Genomic DNA, 18,627 nt, shown 5'->3' on the forward strand with positions numbered 1-18,627 from the left:
GCTCAAGTGGCCGATGTATGCCGTGGCCGTGATGCCCGTGCTGCTGGCCGCCGGTTGGCGCGTGCAACAGGAGCTCCCGGTGCGGCTCGATCAGCTGCTCCTCTTTCTGCTCGCGGCCGTGCTGCTGCTGGCTTGGGAAAACCTGGCCAATGACGTCTTTGATGCCGACACCGGCGTTGACGCTACTGGTAAGCCCCATTCCCTGGTGAACCTTACCGGCCGGCGGGATCGGGTCTCGCTTCTCGCCAATGGCGCGCTGCTGCTGGGCTTGCTCTTGATGGCTCTGGTGGCCGTGCGCAGCCACGGCGCGGTCCTGGCCCTGGTGCTGGCCTGTTGTGGGCTGGGCTACGTCTATCAAGGTCCGCCCTTTCGCCTGGGATATCGAGGGTTGGGGGAGCCGCTCTGCTGGTTGGCCTTTGGTCCCCTGGCGACGGCTGCGGGCTTGATGGCCCTCGCCCCCGCGGGGGCGGCCGCGGTGCCCTGGCGTGCCGCCCTGGAGCTGGGGAGTGGCCCCGCCCTGGCGACGACCTTGGTGCTGTTCTGCTCCCACTTCCATCAAGTGGAGGAGGACGCCGCCCACGGCAAACGCTCGCCGGTCGTCCGGTTGGGAACGGGCCGGGCCGCGGCCTTGGTGCCCTGGTTTGTGGCGGGTTGTCTCGCCTTTGAGTGGGCCCCGGTGCTCGTCAACCACTGGCCCTTGACCGCCTTGCTGGGCGCGGCCGGTTTGCCTGCGGCCCAGGCCTTGATTCGCCTGCTGCGCGAGCACCACCGCGAACCCGAGCGCATCGCCGGCAGCAAATTCTTGGCCCTGCGCTTCCAGGCCCTGAACGGTTTGGGCCTCGCCCTCGGTTTGGCCCTTGGGCCCTTGCTGGGCTGATGCAGCTGCACTGGCGGCCCTACACCTTCCGGCTGCCCAGTGCCCTGGTCAGTGCCCAAGGGCGCTGGCTTGACCGTCGTGGGTGGCTGCTGCGCCTGGAGGTCCCAGACGGGCGCTTGGCTTGGGGGGAAGTCCCCGATTTGCCAGCGGCTTGGCGGACCCCAGAGCCCGAGCACCCTCCACTGGCGGAGGCCCTCGCCCAGCTTCCGGAGGAGCTGGAGCGCTCCTGGCTGGAGGACCAGTTGCCCGCGCTGCCGGGTGCCTTGGCCTGTGGCTTCGGCATGGCCTTGGCGGACCTCGATGGCCTGGCCTGGCTGGAGGCACCGGCGTCCGCGGAGCTGTTGCCGGCGGGGAAGGCGGTGCTGCCGGCGTTGGAGACCCTGCGGAAGCAGGCCGGCGACCAGCCCCGCTGCGTGAAGTGGAAAGTCGCGGTCGACGCGGACGGCGAGGAGCGGGCGTTGCTCGAGCGGCTGTTGCAGCAGCTCCCGCCGGACTGGGGGCTGCGCCTCGATGCGAACGGTGGCTGGGATCGTCCGGTGGCGGAGGGTTGGGCGGATCGCCTCGCCTGCGAGCCGCGCTTGCAGTGGCTGGAGCAGCCCCTGGAGCCCAACGACCTAGAGGGGCTGCAGGGCCTGGCGCAGCGGCTGCCCGTCGCCCTCGATGAATCCCTGCGGCAGTGCCCGGAGTGCGTTGATGCGGACTGGCCCGGCTGGCGGGTGCATCGGCCCTTGGCGGAGGCGGACCCGCGTCCGCTGCTGGAGCAGCTGCAGCGGGGCGTACCTCGCTTGATGGTCAGTACGGCCTTTGAGACGGGGATCGGCCGCCGCTTTGTCCACCACCTGGCCGGCCTGCAGGCCCTGGGCCCCACACCGGTGGCACCGGGCTTTGCGCCGGCCTGGCAGCCGGAGGGCCCACTGTTCAGCGCGGATCCGCAGGCGGTCTGGGAGGCGGCAGCGCCATGAGTGGGATCGCGGTGCTGCTGGACCAGGGGGATCGCGCCGCCTTGGCCGAGCAGCTGCGGCAGCACTGGTTGGAAGGCCGGAACACCGCCGTGGTCACCCCCCAGGAGAGGGCGCAGCTGGAGCCTCTGCTGGCGGCGCCGCTGCCGCAAGGCGTTGGGCCGGCCCTGGTTCTGGGGACCGGCGGCAGCACCGGCGGTCGCCAGTGGTGCCTGCAGCCGCTGGCCCATCTGCAGCGCGCGGCCCTGGCCACGGCCGAATGGCTGGAGGGCATCGGCATCGATGCAGGCGCTTGTGAGCTGCTGAACCCCCTGCCGTTGCACCACATCAGCGGTCTGATGCCCCTGGTCCGCGCTGAGCACTGGCGGGTGCCGCTGCGCTGTCTGCCGCCGCAGTGGCTGCGGGAACCGGCCCTGCTGGCGCAGCAGTGCCCCTTAGATCCCGCGCGGCCGGCCTTGCTCTCGCTGGTGCCGACGCAACTGCAGCGGCTCCTGGAGGATTCCAGCGGATTGGCTTGGCTGCGGGGCTGCGCCCTGATCTGGGTGGGGGGTGCGGCCTTGCCTCAGCCCCTGGCGGAGGTCTGCCGGCGGGAGGGCTTGCCCCTGGCCCCTTGCTACGGGAGTACCGAAACCGGCGCGATGGTGGCGGCCCTGGCGCCCCAGGCGTTTTTGGCGGGAGAGAGCGGGTGTGGTCAGCCCCTGTCCCATGCCGAGCTGCGGCTGGAGCCCAGCAGTGGCGCCTTGCAGATCCGCAGCGGCAGTTTGGCGGCGGCCTTGTGGTCGGGGGACGCCTGGCAACCGCTGCCGCTGCAGCAGGGCTGGTGGAGCAGTGGCGATCTGGCGCGCTTGGAGGCCCATGGTCTTCAGCTGCGGGGTCGCCGCGATGGGGCGATCCAAAGCGGCGCGGAAACGGTCTTCCCCGAGCAGGTGGAAGAGGCGCTGCTTCGGCTGATCCGGGAGGCAGGGCTCACGATCGAGGCGGTGCTACTGCTGCCCGAGGAGGACTCCCTCTGGGGGGCACGGTTGTCGGCCTTGGTGCGGCCGGCCGAGCCCCAGGATTGGCCCGCCCTGGAGCGGAGCCTGCGGCAGTTGGCTGAGCACTTGCCGCCGGCGCAGCGACCCCGCCAATGGCTGCTGTGTGAGGGCTTGGAGCGCAACGCGATGGGCAAGTGGGATCGCCAGCGCTGGCGCCAATGGCTTGAGTCCCGTCCGTGACAGATCGCGCCTGAGTTGCTAGAAGCGGCCTATGGCGGGAGGACCCATGACCGAGAGCAGCCTCACCGAAGCCAGCAATAAAAAGCTCGCAGCTGGGTTGCTCGCGATCTTTTTGGGTTCCTTCGGTGTGCACAAATTTGTGCTCGGTTACAACACCGCGGGCTTGATCATGTTGCTCGTCACGGTCCTGACCTGTGGTGTCGCGGGTTTCGTGATGGGGGTGATTGGAATCATCGAAGGCATCATCTATCTCACGAAATCTCCGGAGGAATTCGACTCGATTTATCTGCAGAACAGCAAAGAGTGGTTCTGAGGCGCTGCTGTGAAGTCAGCCCATCTCTGGATCTTGCCGCTCTCCGCTTTTTTGAGTGTGGGCCTGTTCGCGACAATCCCGGCTGAGGGATTTCATCCCTTCGCTCTTCTCGCCAGCCTGTTGCCGCTGCAATTGGCGGCCCTGTTTTGGTGCCTTGGGGTGGTCTCTAAAGGGGCTGAATCCCGCCTTGCAGGGCAGAGGCTTCCAACCAACGATTGATTCCCTGCGGTAATTCGCAGCGCTGTCGTCCGTCAGCCCGGATGGCGACATGGCGGGTGAGCCCCTCCGCGACCAGTTGGTCTTCGCTGCTGAAGCTGTAGCGCACTTCAAAGCAGCTGGGATCGAGCCGCGTCGGTTTGACCTGGATCGTCAGGGGTGAGCCGCAGATCAGCGGGCGGCGGAAATCAGCGCTGCAGTGAACGATCGGCAGTCCCACCTCGGGGGTGCAGCCGGGGGTCGGAAAAATCTCGGCGGCATTGAGGCCAAAGCGCTCGAGGCTTTCTTCGTAGGCCTCATGGCACCAGCGCAGGAGCTGTTGGAAATGCAGGACGCCAGCGGCATCGGTTTCGCCGAAACGCACGCTGCGGCAAAGCATCAACCAGCTGTTCGGATTCATTGCGCGCTGCAGTCAAACCCGCTGTGGGGTCTTCACCATTGGTTCAGTTTGAGGGATGGCATGGCGTCGCCGCTGGCCACGGAATCACCCACCATCAATCGCGCCTGGGAGGCGTTTGTGCTTCATGTGCCCGCGATCCTGTTGGCCTGGATCGCGGCCATGGGGATCAGCGTGATCGGCACGTTGGTCTACTTCGTGATCAGCCTTGTGCTGACCACCCTGAGTGGTGCGGACCCCAACGGCGGTGGCACGGTTCTGGCGATCACCCTGGGGCAGCTCGGTCAATTGCCCTTCACCGTCCTCTCCAGTTTGGTGGGGGTGCTGCTGGCGGCGATTCCGGCGCTCTATTACGAACGGGGGGAGGTGATCACCGTTCAAGCCGCATTTGCGGCGTTGTTGCAGAGGCCTTGGCGCTACCTCTGGGCTGGTGTCTTCTTCAGCGCGCTGGTCCTGGTTGGTTTTCTATTTTGTGTTCTGCCTGGGGTCTTAATCGTGTTTCTTACCCCGCTCTATGTAAATCGAATCTTCAATACCAACTTGACTGTGACTGAGGCCTTCTCGGCGTCGGTTCAGGCGTTGTTTCGCTCACCCCAGGGCATGCCCTATTTGGGGTTGGAGCTCTTAACGACCCTGCTGGTTCTGGTGGTGTCGATTTGCACCTGTGGTTTCGGTGCGCTGTTGGCTTTGCCAGTCAGTTCCTTCTATTTGCAGAACGCCGCCTACAACAAGGGGCTGATTAGCTGAGCTGCGCCAGTGGGAACTGCAGCAGGCCTGGGCCGGGCCAACCACCCAAGCTCACGCCCAGGCGCAGGAACCAATAGCTCATGAGGGCGATGACACCAGCGCCGAGGGGCCATGCCGGAATCCCCGTCGGCAGCAGGCGGCGTTGGCGGATCGAGACGATGGACCAGGTCACGAGGGCCGCCGCCACCACCGGGCCAAAAGCATGGAGCTGCAGTCCCCCATCCAGGTCGCCTGTCAAGCAGGCGGCGGTGGCGCGGGTCAGATAGCAAGTCGGGCAGGGAATGCCTGTGAGCGCCCGCAGCGGACAGCTCCAGCCGGGCAGGCCTGGGTGCAGGCCCTTAAGCCAAAGCCCTCCGAGGAGACCAGTCGGCAGCAGGCAACCGCTGCGTTGAACCCGTTGAAGAAACCGGTTAGCGGTCAACCGAGCCCATGATCACGTCGATCGAGCCCAGGATCGCCATGATGTCGGCCACCTTCGCTCCCTTGAGGATGTGAGGAAGGATCTGCAGGTTGGTGAAGTCGGCCGCGCGGATCTTGAAGCGCCAGGGGGTCACGTCGTTGTTGCCCTGCAGGAACACCCCGATTTCACCCTTGCCTGATTCCAGGCGGGTGTAGAGCTCGCCGTTCGGGATCTTGAAGGTCGGCGCCACTTTTTTGGCGACGATCTGATAGTCGAAGCCGGCAAATTCGCTGCCCTTGCCTTCGGCCATGCGCCGCGCCTCGAGGTTCTCGGTCGGGCCGCCGGGGATCATCTGGCAGGCCTGGCGCAGGATCTTCAGGGACTGGCGCATCTCCTCGATGCGGACGCGGTAGCGGGCGTAGCAATCGCCCTCCTTCTCCCAGGCCACATCCCAGTCGAAGTCGTCGTAGCACTCGTAGTGGTCGACCTTGCGCAGGTCCCAGGGCACCCCGGAGGCCCGCAGCATGGGGCCAGAGAGGCTCCAGTTGATCGCCTGTTCGCGCGTGATCGTTCCAAGGCCCTCAATCCGCTTGCGGAAGATCGGGTTGTTGGTGATCAGCTTTTCGTATTCGTCGATCTTCGGCCCGAACCAATCGCAGAAGTCCAGGCACTTGTCCAGCCAGCCGTAGGGCAGGTCCGCGGCGACACCGCCGATGCGGAAGTAGTTGTTGTTGATCAGGCGCTGCCCGGTGGCGGCTTCCCAGAGGTCGTAGATCATCTCCCGCTCGCGGAAGATGTAGAAGAACGGCGTCTGGGCACCCACGTCCGCCAGGAAGGGGCCAAGCCAGAGCAGGTGGTTGGCGATGCGGTTGAGCTCGAGCATCAACACGCGGATGTAGCTGGCGCGCTTGGGCACCGGCACATCGGCCAGACGCTCTGGGGCGTTGACCACGATCGCTTCGTAGAACATGCCGGCCGCGTAATCCATGCGGCTGACGTAGGGCACGAACATCACGTTCGTGCGGTTCTCGGCGATCTTCTCCATGCCGCGGTGGAGGTAGCCGATGACCGGCTCGCAATCCACCACGTCCTCACCGTCCAGGGTGACCACAAGCCGCAACACCCCGTGCATCGAGGGGTGGTGGGGCCCGAAGTTCACCACCATCGGCTCCGTGCGCGTTTCCAGCTGCGTCATGGGGCCGAGGAAAAGGGCTCGCTGGCGGGATCTTAGGAAGGAAGGGCCCGTTGCTTACACGTCCGCTGGTTCAGGCCTTTGATCACGTGCCTGTGCTGGCGGCGCAGGTGATGGCCAGTTTCGCTGCGCTGGAACCCCTTTTGCAGGAGCGGGGCGGTGGTCTGCTGATCGATTGCACCCTCGGTGGCGGCGGCCACAGCGCCCTGCTGCTCGAGGCCCACCCCAGCCTGCGCCTGGTGGGGTTGGATCAGGACCCCACGGCCCGGCAGGCGGCGGCGGAGCGCCTGGCCCCCTTTGCGGATCGGGTCACGATCGTCGCCACCAACTTCGCGGACTACCAGCCCCAGGAGCCGGCCCTGGCGGTCATGGCTGATCTCGGGGTGAGTAGTCCCCAGTTGGATGTGGCGGCGCGGGGCTTCAGCTTTCGCCAGGACGGACCGCTGGACATGCGGATGAATCCCGAGGCCGGGGAGACCGCCGCGGAGCTGATCGAGCGCCTCGAGGAATCCGAGCTGGCGGATCTGATCTATGCCTATGGCGAGGAGCGGCTCTCCCGACGCATCGCCCGCAAGATCAAGCAGCACCTCGCGGAGCAGGGACCGTTTGCCGGTACCGACGCCCTGGCCTATCTGGTGGCCGGTTGCTACGCCCCGAAGGCGCGCCGCGGGCGGATTCACCCGGCGACCCGCACCTTTCAGGCCCTGCGGATTGCCGTGAATGATGAACTGGGGGTTTTGGATCGCCTCCTGCAGCAGGCCCCCGATTGGCTGTTGCCCGGCGGGTTGATGGGGGTGATCAGTTTTCACTCCCTCGAGGATCGCCGCGTCAAAACCGCCTTCAGCAGTGATGAGCGGCTGCAGCGGGTCACCCGAAAACCAGAAACGGCTGCAGAGGAGGAGCAGAGCTCCAACCCTCGCAGCCGTTCCGCCAAATGGCGTGTCGCGGGAAAGCGCGCTCTGACTTGATCAGTTGTTGCTCATGATCCCGGTGTGGTCCTGGCTGCCGAACAGCTGGCGGTAGGCCGCGGTGCTCACGCAGATCAGGACCGGAGCCAGCACCAGCAGACCGCCGGCGTTGAACAGGTAAGCGACGCCAGCGACGACGCTCTCGACGATCACGAACCAGAGCACGGTCCACCAGCTGGGGTTCACGCCGTCGATGCCGGCCTGCAGGGTCTCCACGGGACGCTTGGTGCCGTAGAGGGACATCGGCACAAGGAACTGCTGGGTGACGACCAGCCAGATCTTGAAGATCGCGAAGGCGATCACCGGGATCCAGAAGAGGACGGTGTTGACCTTGCCGAGACCAAAGCCAATGCCCCAGGCCACGGCGCCGACGACGGCCAGCACGATGACCAGCAGGAGGCTGGAGCCGAAGAGGCGGCCGCTGGCATCGCTATCCCAGCGGGTGAAGCTGCTGAAGCTGGGCTTGTGGCCTTCGAGGCTGGTCCAGGCACCGCGGGTCAGGCCCACGGCGGCCCAGAGGGCCACGATGATGTAGCCGATGATCCCGACCACCAGGCCGATCTTGGTGGCGACGGGGTGCAGCAGGGCCGGTGCGCCGAGGGCCAGGTGGAGCAGGCCGCTGGTGATCAGACCGATGAAGGGGGCCATGATCACGAGCACCAGCACCTGGAAGAGCACAAAGGGCCAGGGGGCGCGGCAGAAGGCCTGCCAGCCGTCCTCAATCGCTCGCAGGATCGAGAGCTTGTTGGTACCTGGGGTGGGCAATCCCATCGAAAAAGCAGGTGTTTGGCCGGAAAGTAGCGACCACGACAGCGCCTGCCCACCAAGTCTTGAAGTTTCGAAGCGCTAGGGCCGTCGCAGGGTCTTGAGCGTGTCCTCTAGGACGTCTCCGGCGCGCTCCACGTCGGCGCGGGTGCTGGGGCGTCCCAGGCTGAAGCGCACCGAAGCGGCCGCCTCAAGGCGACTCCGGCCCAGGGCTTGCAGCACATGGGAGGGTTCGCCGGCGGCGCAGGCGGAGCCGCTGCTGACCGCCAGGTCGCGCCTGAGGGCTTGATGCAGGGCGGTTCCCTCGACGCCCTGGATGGTGATGTTGAGGTTGTGGGGTAGGCACTGCGTGGCGCTGCCATTGCGCTCGATTCCCCCCAGGCCTTGGCAGCGCTCCCAGAGCGCATCCCGCAATTGGGCGAGCCGTGGCCCGCGGCTGTCCCGATCCGCCTCGCCCAGCTCCACGGCTTTTGCCAGGCCGACGATCAAGGGCACCGGCAGGGTGCCCGCCCGCAGTCCCCGCTCTTGACTGCCCCCGTGTTGCTGGGGGGCGAGCTCGACCCCGGGGCGGATCGCGAGGGCGCCGATGCCTTTGGGGCCATAGAGCTTGTGTCCGCTGAGGCTCAGCAGATCGAGGCCGGACGGCAGGGGCACATGCCCGGCCGCCTGGGCCCCATCGCAGTGGACGAGAACCTGCCGTTCGTGGCAGAGCTGAACGATGGCCTCCATCGGTTGGAGGACGCCGATCTCGTTGTTGGCGGCCATGACGCTCACCAGCAGCGTCTCTGCGCTCAGGGCCTCCTCCAGTTGGTTGAGGTCGATCCGGCCATCGGCCTGGGGCGCGAGGCAGACCAGCTCGAAGCCATGCCCCGCCAGGTAGCGCATCGGATCGAGGACGGCCCGGTGTTCGGTGGCCAGGCAGATCAGGCGCCGGCGGGATCCGCCCCGCCGCAGCTCCGCCTCTGCGACCCCTTTGATCGCCAGGTTGTTGGCTTCGCTGGCACCGCTGCAGAAGATCAGCGCCTCGGGACCGAAGCCCAGGCTGGCGGCGATGCTGCTTCTGGCGTGCTGCACGACGGCGGCCGCGGTCAAGCCCGGGCGATGCAGCCGGCTGGCGGGGTTGGCGAAGTCCTCGGTCCACCAGGGCGCCATCGCCTGCACCACCGCCGGATCGCAGGGGGTGGTGGATTGGTAATCGAGATAGGTGACGCCGGAGGCCATCGCCGCCCATGCTGGCAACCATGCTGCCGTTCTCGGGCGCCATGGGCCGTCGCATTGCATTCCTGTCGTTGCTGCTGGGCTCCGCCGCCCTGGGTTTGGGCGCCCGGGCTCAGGAGGTGCGTGATGGTGTCTTCTTCAAGCCCTCCGAGCAGCGCCCCGCCGATCTGGTGGTGCTGCGGGAATGGGGAACGATCGAGGGCGTGCACCTGATCGGGGTGCACGGGTTGAAGCCGGATCCCAACGACGCCACGGCCCGAACGATCGTCGTCTGGGTGGAATCGCCGACGGGGGTGGAGCTGGCCGTCGACAACCTGCGCTGCAGTGCCAGCGCGCCGATGCGCCTGACCAAGCGCGGCAATGCGCTCCTGATTAAAGAGCTCAACCCCGGCGGCCAGGTGACCGATGCGAATCGCCTGGATCACAAGATTTGGTGGGCGGCCTGTTTCCCGGAGCAGGCCGGCAAGGATCCCGCGACCCTTCAGGCCTTGGCCCGCCAGTTGGGCTACTCCGGTCAGCTGATCGAGCAGCAGCAGGTTTTGCCTGGAAACCCTCGATAGATTGCGGGGATGAGCCTCGAACCTGAAACCCAGCCAGACGTCACGCCAGCGTCACCCGCCCGCTTGCTTCTGGTGGATGACGAACCGGGGTTGCGTACCGCCGTGCAGGCCTACCTGGAGGACGAGGGGTTCCAGGTCACGACGGCCGTCGATGGCGAAGACGGCTGGGCGAAGGCCCAGGAGTTGCTGCCCGACGTCGTGATCAGCGACGTGATGATGCCCCGCCTCGATGGCTATGGCCTGCTGCGAAAGCTCCGCGAGGACGAGCGCCTGGGCGGGACCCCGGTCATCTTCCTGACGGCGAAGGGGATGACGGCCGATCGCATCGAGGGCTTTCAGGCCGGCTGCGACGACTACATCCCGAAGCCGTTTGACCCCGACGAACTGGTGGCGCGGGTCCACAACGTGGTGAAGCGCCAGGAGCGGCTGCTGACCGAGGCCGCCCGCTTTGCCGATGCGGACATCGGCCAGATGGCCAAGCAGATCACCGAGATCCGCTCCCTGCTGGCCACCGGTGGCAGCAAGCAACCGGCGGCGGCCGTGAAGCACGAGTTCACCCCCCGGGAAGCCTCGGTGCTGCAGCTGGTGGCGGAGGGAATGATGAACAAGGAGATCGCCCGGCGCCTGGAGACCTCCATCCGCAACGTCGAGAAGTACGTGAGTCGGCTGTTCACCAAGACCGGGACCGCGAGCCGCACGGAACTGGTGCGTTACGCCCTGGAAAACGGCCTGGTTGAGTAAGGACTGGCTGCCGGCGGCCCTGAACGGCGGCCACCGCTACCGGGACCGGGTTCAGGCGGCTGCGGCCAGCGTGGTGGGCTACTACGCCGAGCGTTATGCCCATTCCGATCCGTCGGTCTGGATGGAGCGCTTGGCCGCCGGTGAGATCTGGTGCAACGGCGAACAGCTCCGGGCCGATGGGGCGCTGTTCGCCGGGGATCAACTGATCTGGCATCGGCCCCCCTGGGAGGAGGCCGCCGTGCCGGTGCTGAGCCAGCGCGCGGTCGTCTTCGATGACGGCGACCTGCTGGTGCTGAACAAACCCAGCGGCCTGCCGGTGCTGCCCGCCGGAGGATTCCTGGAGCACACGCTGCTCAGCCAGCTGCGGCCCTGGGCGCCGGAGGCCCGGCCCGTGCATCGCCTGGGTCGCTTCACCTCCGGGCTGTTGGTCTGCGCGCGGCGGCGCGCAACCCGCGCCAACTTGAGTGCGCGCCTGCGGGAGAGCACCGCAGAGGCCAGCGTCAGCCGCGGCTGCCGGAAGGTCTACCGGGCGTTGACCGCAGCGTTGCCGGCAGCTTGGGGGCTGGGGGAGACCCGCCCGATTACGACCCCGATTGGGCGGCGGCCCCATCCGCTGCTGGGGGAGCTGTGGTGTGTGGCCTTGGCGGACGACGACGGTGCCCTGCCATCCCGCAGCGCGCTCACCCTGCTGGAGCGCCGGCCGGAGGGCTGCTTGGTGGAGGTGGAGATCGCCACGGGACGCCCCCATCAGATCCGGATCCACACCGCAGCGATCGGATCGCCACTGCTGGGCGATCCCCTCTATCTGCCGGGGGGAGCGGCGCGCCCTGAGGTGCTCCCCGGAGCGGGCGGTTACCAGCTGCATGCCCACCGCCTGCGCCTCGAGCCGGAGGGTTTGCAGCTGGAGGCGCCCCTGCCCTCAGGCCTTCTCGAAGGCCAGCAGCCGTGAGAAGTAGAAGGGGGCCTTGTTCAGGCTGCGGCGCTTGAGCACGAAGCCCGCCGCTTCAGCGGCCTGGACGATGCCCTTCTCGCGCAGGGTGTAGGCGCGGGTGGTCTTGCTGGGGCCGGGGAAGAGCTGGCCGATTTTTTTGAGGACGGCCAGCACTGGGGTGTAGGGCGCAAAGCTGACGATCAGGTGCTTCTCGGCCATGGAGGCGAGGTGGCGCACCATCTCCTCGGCCGGTTCCTGGGGGTAGTGGATGAAGACATCCAGGCAGACCACGGTGTCGTAGCGACCGCTGAGGCTCTCGAGGTCGGAGGCCAAGTAGCTGACCTGCCCGGGGGCGATGCCGGCCTCGTTGGCCCGGCGCTCCGCCTCCTGGACCATGGCCTCGGAGAGGTCAGAGGCGGCGATGGAGCCGGCCCCGAGCTGGGCCAGGGGCAGCGTCAAGCTGCCGACCCCGCAGCCGGCATCACAGAAGCTGCGGCCGCCCAGGTTCCCCTGCTCCTGAAGCCAGGCCAGCACGTTGTCGACGGTCTTTTGGTGGCCGATGCGGATGTTCCGCTGCACCTTGTTGACGTCACTGGATTCGCTGTAGATGCGGTTCCAGCGATCGAACCCGGTGGTTTCGAAATAGCCCTTCACCTCTTGCTTCTCGGCCTGCTTGTCCGCGGCCTTGGCGTTGAGGAGCTGATCGGCGGGCATTCGGCGCAGGAGGGAGATGGGGCGGATCCTATTCAGGCGGCCCGGCTCCAGCGCAGGTCAGCACTGGGTCCCGTCCAACGCAGGGTTTCGCCGAGGGGCAGCCCCTGGAGTTGCTGCGGCACCCGGGTCGCCCCACCCAGCAGGCGCCGGGGCAGGACGGTGGCCGCGGCGATGGCGCGATCCGGATCGCCGCTCCAGCGGGCTAACCGTTTGACCCCCTCGAGCAGTGGCAGGGTGACCCCGGCCAGGGTGCCGTCCTCGAGCCGGCAACTCCCCTGCTCGACGATCAGCGTGCGTTCATCCCAGCGGTGCAGCCCGTCCGCCAGGCCGTAGGGGGCCAGGGCATCACTGACAAGCACGACTTGCTCGGGCGCCAGCCGCTGCAGCAGGACCGCCATGGTCGGATCCACGTGGACCCCATCGGCGATCAAGCCGAGCGCGATATCGCCGCGCCGGGCCGCCGCTCCGATCGGACCGGGACTGCGGTGCTGGAGTCCCGCCATCGCGTTGAAGCTGTGGGTCAACATCCCCACCCCTTGCTCGAAGGCGCGGCTGGCCTGCTCTGCACTGGCCTCGCTGTGCCCCAGGCTGACCAGGATCCCCCGATCGCGCAGGGCGGCGATGACCGCCTCGGCCCCCGTCAGCTCCGGCGCCAGGGTCACCAGGGCGATCTCCGCTTCGTGGCCGCCGATGCGGGCTTCGAGGGCCTCCAGGCTCGGCGTAGCCAGGTGTTCGGAGGGGTGGGCTCCCCGTTTGCCATGGGCGAGGAAGGGCCCCTCCAGATGGGCCCCGAGCAGGCGGCAGCGGCCGCTGCGGTGTTGCAGGCGTGCCTGCTGCAGCACCGCCAGGGCTTGGCGCAGCGGGGCGACCGCGCAGGTCACGAGGGTCGGGCTGATCGCTTCAACCCCGTCGCGCCAGAGCAGCTCGAGTAGCTCCAGCAGTCTGGGGAGATCGCTGGGCTGCAGTTCGGGGAAGGCCAATCCCAGCCCGCCGTTGATCTGCCAGTCGATCCCGGCGGGACTCAGCCAGTCCCCCTGCCAGTGCTCACCGGCGGCGGCTCTGCCCGGGGGCATGGGCTGGATGCTGGCGATCCGCTCCTGGGCCAGGCCGATGCGCCAGAGCCCTGGCTCTCCAGGCAGGCGAACGTGGCTCAGCCAGCGCATTCGATGCGAGAACGGAACCATGTCATCCTCGCTGCGAAAGCCGAAACGTGCCGATGTCTGACGCTGCGCTGGTGGCTGTGGTGATGGGGAGCGACTCCGACCTGCCCACCATGCAGCCCGCCGTTGAGATGCTCCAGCGGCTGGGGGTGGAGGCGGAGGTCCGGGTGCTCTCGGCCCACCGCACACCCCTGGAGATGGTGGAGTTCGCCCAAGCCGCCGCCGGCCGCGGCTTCAAGGTGATCATCGCGGGGGCCGGCGGCGCCGCCCACCTGCCGGGGATGGTTGCCTCCTTGACGGTGTTGCCCGTGATCGGCGTGCCGGTCCAGACCCGGGCCCTCTCCGGCGTGGATTCCCTGCACTCGATCGTGCAGATGCCGGCCGGGATCCCGGTGGCCACGGTGGCCATCGGCAATGGCGCCAACGCCGGCCTGCTGGCGGCCCAGATCCTGGCCACGGCCGATTCCGCCCTCGCGACCCGCTTGGCGGAGTACCGCCAGTCCCTTCACGATCAGGTGGCGGCTAAGGACGCCCGCTTGCTGGAGCTGGGCAGTGCCGCTTACTTGGCACAAATGTGATTGGTTGAGGCGGTGTTGGGGTGACCCATGCTTGAGCGTTTGGTTCTGCCGCCCTGGTTGCGCCTGAGCCTGGCGCTGCCGCTCTTGGCCTTGAACCTATGGGTGCTTCGGCAGTTGCTGTTGCCCCTCGCCCCCTTCCCGGCGCTCTTCGTCGGGGCGGCGTTGATCGCCTTTTTGCTCGACCTGCCTACCCGTTGGTTGGCCCGCCGCGGGCTGCCCCGGGGCTTGGCGGTGCTCTTGGTGGTGGGGTTGTCCTTGACCCTCTTGGTCTTGGCGGCCCTCTGGTTGGTGCCGCGGTTGATCGAGCAGCTCGGGGAGCTGATCAACTCCCTGCCCTCGTGGTTGGTGGAGGCCGAGGCCCTGCTGGATCGCCTGGAGATCTGGGCCGCCGATCGCGGCCTGCCCACGGAATTCACCGACTTGAGCAGCACCCTCTTCGCCCGGGCGAGCCAGCTCGCGAGTCAACTCAGCCAACGGGCTCTGGGGATCCTGGGGGCCACGGTGGGGCTCACGGTCAACATCGTGATCGTGGCCGTCCTGGCCCTCTTCCTGTTGCTGGGGGGCGACCCGATCGTGGCGGGCCTGGCCCGCTGGTTGCCTGATGGCACCCGGGAGTTGGTCACCGGCACATTGAACCGCACCTTCCGCGGCTACTTCGCCGGCCAGGTCCTCTTGGCCTTGATCCTCAGCGCCCTGCAGATCGTGGTCTTCACCCTGCTGGGGATTCCCTATGGGGTGCTGTTTGCGGTGGCGATTGGCTTCACCACCCTGGTGCCCTACGCCAGTGCCCTGACCATCGTTCTGGTGAGCGTTCTGCTCGCCTTGGATGATCCCCGCACCGGCATTGAGGTTCTGGCGGCGGCCATCAGCGTCGGCCAGGTGGTGGACCAGGTAATCCAGCCCCGCTTGATGGGCAGCATCGTTGGCCTGCAGCCCGCTTGGCTGCTGGTCGCGTTGCCCATCGGCGCCCGTGTGGGCAGCCTGATGGGCTTCGGCGATTTGCTCGGCTTGCTGCTGGCGGTTCCGGTCGCCAGCTGCCTGAAAACCTTTCTGGATGCCTGGGGGCAGCAGCCTGCCCCCGAGGCGATCACTGAGGAATCACGCCCGCTTCGCGCAGGTGGTTGATCACCACGTCGACGCAGGCCTCCAGGCTTTGGCTGCCGGTGTCCACCCGCAGTTCGGGGTTCTCCGGCGCTTCGTAGGGGCTTGAGATGCCGGTGAATTCCTTGATCTCCCCGGCGCGGGCTTTGGCGTAGAGGCCTTTGGTGTCCCGCTCTTCGCAGACGCTCAGGTCGGCGGCGCAGTGGATCTCCACAAAGTCACCGCCCTCCACCAGGGCCCGGGCCCGGTCACGGTCGGCCTTGAAGGGGGAGACGAAGGCGGTCAGCACGACCACGCCGGCATCCAGGAACAACTTGCTTACTTCACCGATCCGCCGGATGTTCTCCTCGCGGTCCGCATCGGAGAAGCCCAGGTCCTTGCAGAGCCCGTGGCGGATGTTGTCGCCATCTAGCACGTAGCAGGCCAGGCCGCGCTCGAAGAGGGCCTGGTTGACCGCGTTGGCGAGGGTGCTCTTGCCGGAGCCACTCAGGCCGGTGAACCAGAGGATGGCGCTGCGATGACCCCGCTGCTCAGCGCGGGCCGCGCGATCCACCGAGGCGTGGTGCCAGGCGATGTTGGTGGAGGCGCCCTTATTGGTGAGCTCTCCGTAGGTGGGGGATGCGGTCATGGCGGGCCTGGGGAGCGACGTCGGGCCATTCTCCCCGCTGGCTGGTCCAACCCTCAGCCGCCGGCTTGCTTGGGCCGATACCCCGCCTTCTCCAGGGCGGCGAGGGCGGCGGCCACCTGGTCCCCCTGCAGTTCGATCACCCCGTCCTTGACGGTCCCGCCGGTGCCGGCCGCCGCCTTTAGCTGTTTCAGCAGCGCCTTGAGGTCGCTCTCTGCCGCCTCCAGACCGGTGATGGCCGTCACCATCTTTCCGCCCTTGCCCGCCTTGGTGCGCTGCACCCGCACCCGCTGCTGGGCCTTGGGGGTCGAGGCCGCAGGGGCGCCGCTGGCCCGCTCCAGGCTTTCAGGCCGTGTGAACTCTTGCCAGCCACCCTTCGGCATCGCTTTGGATGTGTCTTGGTTCCAGTTCAGCGCAACGGAGGCCAACCATGGATTTGCCGGCCGTTCAGATCGAGGTCTGGCGCCTGGGTCTGCAGGGACAGCCTCCCCGGGAGGTCTGTCGCCCCCAGCCCATCAGCGGCTCGTTGGCGAGTTCCGTCAGCGGCAGCGACCTCTGCCGTCAGGAGGCCCAGCACATCCGGATCGATCAACCCGCGGGTTGGCCAGTCCTCCCCCCACCGCCAGTTCCTACCCTGGACTGAATCCGCGCGCTCCTGGTGACCAGCACCGTTCCTTCGATGACGTCGGCCCAGGGCGCCCCCGACCCGGCGGAACTGGCCCTGGAGTCCAGGCCCAACAGCATGGGTCGCTACGGCCAGTTCGGTGGTCAGTACGTCCCCGAAACCCTTATTCCCGCCCTGGCGGAACTGGAGCAGGCCGCGGCGGAGGCCTGGAAGGATCCTGCCTTCACCGACCGGCTCAACCATCTGCTGCGCACCTACGTTGGCCGGCCCAACCCCCTCTATGAAGCGGAGCGGCTCAGCGAGCACTACCGCCGCCCCGAGGGCGGTCCGCGCATTTGGCTGAAGCGTGAGGACCTGAACCACACCGGCGCCCACAAGATCAATAACGCCCTCGGGCAGGCCCTCCTGGCCCTGCGGATGGGCAAGAAGCGGATCATTGCGGAAACCGGTGCCGGTCAGCACGGTGTGGCCACGGCCACGGTCTGTGCCCGCTTCGGCCTCGAGTGTGTCGTCTACATGGGCGCCGAGGACATGCGCCGTCAGGCCCTGAACGTCTTCCGGATGCGCCTGCTCGGGGCCACGGTTCAGCCCGTGACGGCGGGCACGGCCACTCTGAAGGACGCCACCAGTGAGGCGATCCGCGATTGGGTGACCAATGTGGAGACCACCCACTACATCCTCGGTTCCGTCGCTGGCCCCCATCCCTTCCCGATGTTGGTGCGTGACTTCCACGCTGTGATCGGCGAGGAAACCAAGCGCCAGTGCCATGAGGCCTTCGGCCGCAACCCCGATGTGTTGGTGGCCTGTGTGGGCGGTGGCTCCAACGCCATGGGGCTGTTCCATCCCTTTGTCCCCGACACCAACGTCCGCTTGATCGGTGTCGAAGCCGCCGGCGACGGTGTCCCGACGGGCCGCCACGCCGCGACCATCACCGAAGGCCGTCTGGGTGTGCTCCACGGCGCCATGAGCCTGCTGCTGCAGGACAGCGAAGGGCAGGTGCAAGAGGCCCACTCGATCAGCGCGGGCCTGGACTATCCCGGCGTGGGCCCCGAGCACAGCTACCTCAAGACCATCGGCCGGGCCGAGTACGGCGCCGTGACGGATGCAGAGGCCTTGGACGCCCTGCAGCTGCTCTGTCAGCTCGAGGGCATCATTCCCGCGCTGGAGACCGCCCACGCTTTCGCCTGGCTCGACAAGCTCTGCCCGACCTTGGCCCCTGGCACCGAGGTGGTCCTCAACCTCTCCGGCCGCGGCGACAAGGACGTCAACACCGTGGCCGATCGCTTCGGCAGCGCCCTCAGCTGAGCAGGCGGTCGAGATACCCCGCGACGCCTTCTACCGCTGAACGCGCGGTGGAATAGGCCATCCGCATCGGACCGATCAGGGCCACCTGGCCGCTCGCTCCGGTGCGGCTGCCATAGCTGGCCTGCACCACGGCGCAGTGCTGCAGGGCGGGATGGGGATGCTCTGAGCCAATCCAGACCCCACCGTGACCGCTGGCGGCTTCGCTTTGCAGGACCTGCTGAGGCTCCAGCTCCACGAGCTGCAGCAGCGGTTTCAGGCTCGAGCTGCTTTGGAACTCGGGTTGTCCGAGCAGCCCGGCCACCCCGAGGCTCACCGCCCCTTCGCCGCCACCGCCCCGGGCCAGGCTGTGGCTGCTCAGGCCCTGACGGAGGAGTTCGCCGCTGCTGCCCAGTTGGCTCGGCAGGGCCTTCCAGTTCAGGCGGCCGGCGCCCCCTTGGAGTTGATCGCTGGCCCAGCGCTCCAGGGCCGGCACCTGGGCCCCGAGTTCCTCGGGCATCCGCAGGTTCAAGCAGCTGGCCGCCGCCCCCTTTTCCACGAGCAGCACCAGCAGCCGGTCGTTGCTCGGCACCAGGCGGAGCGTCTCGAGGCTTCCCCCGAGTTCCTGGGGCCGCGTGATCAGGCTCATCAAGCCCGTGAGGTCCGCGAGGCGGCGGGCGAGTTGCAGCAGCAGGTCATCCAGGGCCGCCCACTGGAGACTCAGTCCCGTGAGTTCGCGGCTGAGTTGGCTGGCGGCGGCCCCGGGGGCGGGCAGCAGGCAGTCGACGTAGTGGCGATAGCCCAGTTGGCTCGGGACGCGGCCGGCGGAGGTGTGCGGTTGGGTGAGCAGTCCGCGCTGCTCCAGGGCGCCCATCGCCGAGCGCACCGTGGCCGGGCTGGCCTTCAGGCCAAAGCGCCGCACCAGGGTTTGGCTGCCGACGGGCTCCGTGGTGTCGACGTAGTGCTGCACCGTCGCCTGAAGCACCTCCTGTTGCCGGCGGGGCAGGGGCTGCAAAACGGTGCATCAGAGCCGCTGGGCGGATGC

The 18,627-nt window shown here is 67.6% G+C and carries 23 protein-coding genes; 13 read left to right on the plus strand and 10 right to left on the minus strand.

What is annotated here, in order from left to right; genetic code table 11:
- The first annotated feature begins 13 nt into the window (after positions 1 to 13).
- The 4 genes from menA to H0O22_RS11620 are packed head-to-tail and all read left to right on the plus strand — an operon-like array spanning position 14 to position 3,363.
- Positions 14 to 877, plus strand: a complete 864-nt coding sequence (gene menA, locus H0O22_RS11605) for a 2-carboxy-1,4-naphthoquinone phytyltransferase (protein WP_255439586.1) — start codon at positions 14 to 16, stop codon at positions 875 to 877.
- Positions 877 to 1,839: an o-succinylbenzoate synthase gene (locus H0O22_RS11610; RefSeq protein WP_185186798.1), complete on the plus strand. Its 963-nt coding sequence runs from the start codon at positions 877 to 879 to the stop codon at positions 1,837 to 1,839. Before menA ends, H0O22_RS11610 begins: the two co-directional genes overlap by 1 nt.
- Positions 1,836 to 3,050, plus strand: coding sequence for an AMP-binding protein (locus tag H0O22_RS11615; protein ID WP_185186799.1), 1,215 nt, complete (start codon positions 1,836 to 1,838; stop codon positions 3,048 to 3,050). The genes H0O22_RS11610 and H0O22_RS11615 overlap by 4 nt, the downstream gene beginning before the upstream one ends.
- Positions 3,051 to 3,096: 46 nt before the next feature.
- The gene (locus tag H0O22_RS11620; protein ID WP_185186800.1) at positions 3,097 to 3,363 is read left to right on the plus strand and encodes a TM2 domain-containing protein; all 267 of its coding nucleotides are present in this window, start codon (positions 3,097 to 3,099) and stop codon (positions 3,361 to 3,363) included.
- Positions 3,364 to 3,529: 166 nt separating this feature from the next.
- Here H0O22_RS11620 and H0O22_RS11625 read toward each other — a convergent pair whose 3' ends face one another.
- Positions 3,530 to 3,979 carry a thioesterase family protein gene (locus H0O22_RS11625; RefSeq protein WP_185186801.1) on the minus strand — a complete coding sequence of 150 codons (450 nt, stop codon included), beginning with the start codon at positions 3,977 to 3,979 and terminating at the stop codon, positions 3,530 to 3,532.
- Positions 3,980 to 4,039: 60 nt separating this feature from the next.
- Between H0O22_RS11625 and H0O22_RS11630 the strand changes: the two genes are divergently transcribed.
- Positions 4,040 to 4,723, plus strand: coding sequence for a hypothetical protein (locus H0O22_RS11630; protein ID WP_185186802.1), 684 nt, complete (start codon positions 4,040 to 4,042; stop codon positions 4,721 to 4,723).
- On the opposite strand, the gene H0O22_RS11635 is transcribed toward H0O22_RS11630, so the two are convergent.
- Together H0O22_RS11635 and H0O22_RS11640 are read right to left on the minus strand one after the other, a co-directional pair.
- Positions 4,716 to 5,144 (minus strand): DUF2752 domain-containing protein, encoded by a 429-nt coding sequence (locus H0O22_RS11635; protein ID WP_185186803.1) that lies wholly within the window; start codon positions 5,142 to 5,144, stop codon positions 4,716 to 4,718. The genes H0O22_RS11630 and H0O22_RS11635 overlap by 8 nt on opposite strands.
- Positions 5,134 to 6,318 carry an NAD(P)H-quinone oxidoreductase subunit H gene (locus H0O22_RS11640; RefSeq protein WP_185186804.1) on the minus strand — a complete coding sequence of 395 codons (1,185 nt, stop codon included), beginning with the start codon at positions 6,316 to 6,318 and terminating at the stop codon, positions 5,134 to 5,136. The genes H0O22_RS11635 and H0O22_RS11640 overlap by 11 nt, the downstream gene beginning before the upstream one ends.
- Positions 6,319 to 6,428: 110 nt before the next feature.
- Between H0O22_RS11640 and rsmH the strand changes: the two genes are divergently transcribed.
- Complete coding sequence (gene rsmH, locus H0O22_RS11645; protein WP_255439587.1) at positions 6,429 to 7,283, plus strand: 16S rRNA (cytosine(1402)-N(4))-methyltransferase RsmH; 855 nt, start codon at positions 6,429 to 6,431, stop codon at positions 7,281 to 7,283.
- Here rsmH and H0O22_RS11650 read toward each other — a convergent pair whose 3' ends face one another.
- Together H0O22_RS11650 and H0O22_RS11655 are read right to left on the minus strand one after the other, a co-directional pair.
- A complete protein-coding gene (locus H0O22_RS11650) occupies positions 7,284 to 8,054 on the minus strand; it encodes a hypothetical protein (RefSeq protein ID WP_185186805.1) in 771 nt (256 codons plus the stop codon).
- 75 nt (positions 8,055 to 8,129) lie between these two features.
- The gene (locus H0O22_RS11655; protein WP_185186806.1) at positions 8,130 to 9,269 is read right to left on the minus strand and encodes a cysteine desulfurase family protein; all 1,140 of its coding nucleotides are present in this window, start codon (positions 9,267 to 9,269) and stop codon (positions 8,130 to 8,132) included.
- 8 nt (positions 9,270 to 9,277) lie between these two features.
- Here H0O22_RS11655 and H0O22_RS11660 point away from each other — a divergent pair, with 8 nt between their 5' ends.
- The 3 genes from H0O22_RS11660 to H0O22_RS11670 are packed head-to-tail and all read left to right on the plus strand — an operon-like array spanning position 9,278 to position 11,516.
- Complete coding sequence (locus H0O22_RS11660) at positions 9,278 to 9,826, plus strand: hypothetical protein (protein WP_185186807.1); 549 nt, start codon at positions 9,278 to 9,280, stop codon at positions 9,824 to 9,826.
- Between the two features lie 9 nt (positions 9,827 to 9,835).
- Positions 9,836 to 10,567 (plus strand): response regulator transcription factor, encoded by a 732-nt coding sequence (locus H0O22_RS11665; protein WP_185186808.1) that lies wholly within the window; start codon positions 9,836 to 9,838, stop codon positions 10,565 to 10,567.
- Positions 10,560 to 11,516: an RluA family pseudouridine synthase gene (locus tag H0O22_RS11670; protein ID WP_185186809.1), complete on the plus strand. Its 957-nt coding sequence runs from the start codon at positions 10,560 to 10,562 to the stop codon at positions 11,514 to 11,516. Before H0O22_RS11665 ends, H0O22_RS11670 begins: the two co-directional genes overlap by 8 nt.
- Here the strand turns inward: H0O22_RS11670 and bchM are convergent.
- Both bchM and H0O22_RS11680 read right to left on the minus strand, forming a co-directional pair.
- The gene (bchM, locus tag H0O22_RS11675) at positions 11,487 to 12,212 is read right to left on the minus strand and encodes a magnesium protoporphyrin IX methyltransferase (RefSeq protein ID WP_185186810.1); all 726 of its coding nucleotides are present in this window, start codon (positions 12,210 to 12,212) and stop codon (positions 11,487 to 11,489) included. The genes H0O22_RS11670 and bchM overlap by 30 nt on opposite strands.
- A 32-nt stretch (positions 12,213 to 12,244) precedes the next feature.
- On the minus strand, positions 12,245 to 13,396 hold the full coding sequence (locus tag H0O22_RS11680) for an N-acetylglucosamine-6-phosphate deacetylase (RefSeq protein ID WP_255439314.1): 1,152 nt from the start codon (positions 13,394 to 13,396) through the stop codon (positions 12,245 to 12,247).
- Between the two features lie 32 nt (positions 13,397 to 13,428).
- Here H0O22_RS11680 and purE point away from each other — a divergent pair, with 32 nt between their 5' ends.
- Both purE and H0O22_RS11690 read left to right on the plus strand, forming a co-directional pair.
- On the plus strand, positions 13,429 to 13,950 hold the full coding sequence (purE, locus tag H0O22_RS11685) for a 5-(carboxyamino)imidazole ribonucleotide mutase (protein WP_185186811.1): 522 nt from the start codon (positions 13,429 to 13,431) through the stop codon (positions 13,948 to 13,950).
- A 27-nt stretch (positions 13,951 to 13,977) separates the two neighbouring features.
- Positions 13,978 to 15,075, plus strand: a complete 1,098-nt coding sequence (locus H0O22_RS11690) for an AI-2E family transporter (RefSeq protein WP_185186812.1) — start codon at positions 13,978 to 13,980, stop codon at positions 15,073 to 15,075.
- On the opposite strand, the gene cysC is transcribed toward H0O22_RS11690, so the two are convergent.
- Positions 15,038 to 15,679 carry an adenylyl-sulfate kinase gene (gene cysC / locus H0O22_RS11695; protein WP_185186813.1) on the minus strand — a complete coding sequence of 214 codons (642 nt, stop codon included), beginning with the start codon at positions 15,677 to 15,679 and terminating at the stop codon, positions 15,038 to 15,040. The genes H0O22_RS11690 and cysC overlap by 38 nt on opposite strands.
- Positions 15,680 to 15,732: 53 nt before the next feature.
- A complete protein-coding gene (locus tag H0O22_RS11700) occupies positions 15,733 to 16,059 on the minus strand; it encodes a translation initiation factor (RefSeq protein WP_185186814.1) in 327 nt (108 codons plus the stop codon).
- Positions 16,060 to 16,106: 47 nt separating this feature from the next.
- Between H0O22_RS11700 and H0O22_RS11705 the strand changes: the two genes are divergently transcribed.
- Both H0O22_RS11705 and trpB read left to right on the plus strand, forming a co-directional pair.
- A complete protein-coding gene (locus H0O22_RS11705) occupies positions 16,107 to 16,319 on the plus strand; it encodes a hypothetical protein (RefSeq protein WP_185186815.1) in 213 nt (70 codons plus the stop codon).
- Positions 16,320 to 16,334: 15 nt separating this feature from the next.
- A complete protein-coding gene (gene trpB / locus H0O22_RS11710; RefSeq protein WP_185186816.1) occupies positions 16,335 to 17,606 on the plus strand; it encodes a tryptophan synthase subunit beta in 1,272 nt (423 codons plus the stop codon).
- Here trpB and H0O22_RS11715 read toward each other — a convergent pair.
- Positions 17,599 to 18,597 (minus strand): heat-inducible transcriptional repressor HrcA, encoded by a 999-nt coding sequence (locus H0O22_RS11715; RefSeq protein ID WP_185186817.1) that lies wholly within the window; start codon positions 18,595 to 18,597, stop codon positions 17,599 to 17,601. The genes trpB and H0O22_RS11715 overlap by 8 nt on opposite strands.
- Positions 18,598 to 18,627: the final 30 nt, after the last annotated feature.

Origin of the sequence: Synechococcus sp. LTW-R, from assembly GCF_014217875.1 — a bacterium.
Taxonomy (GTDB): domain Bacteria; phylum Cyanobacteriota; class Cyanobacteriia; order PCC-6307; family Cyanobiaceae; genus Vulcanococcus.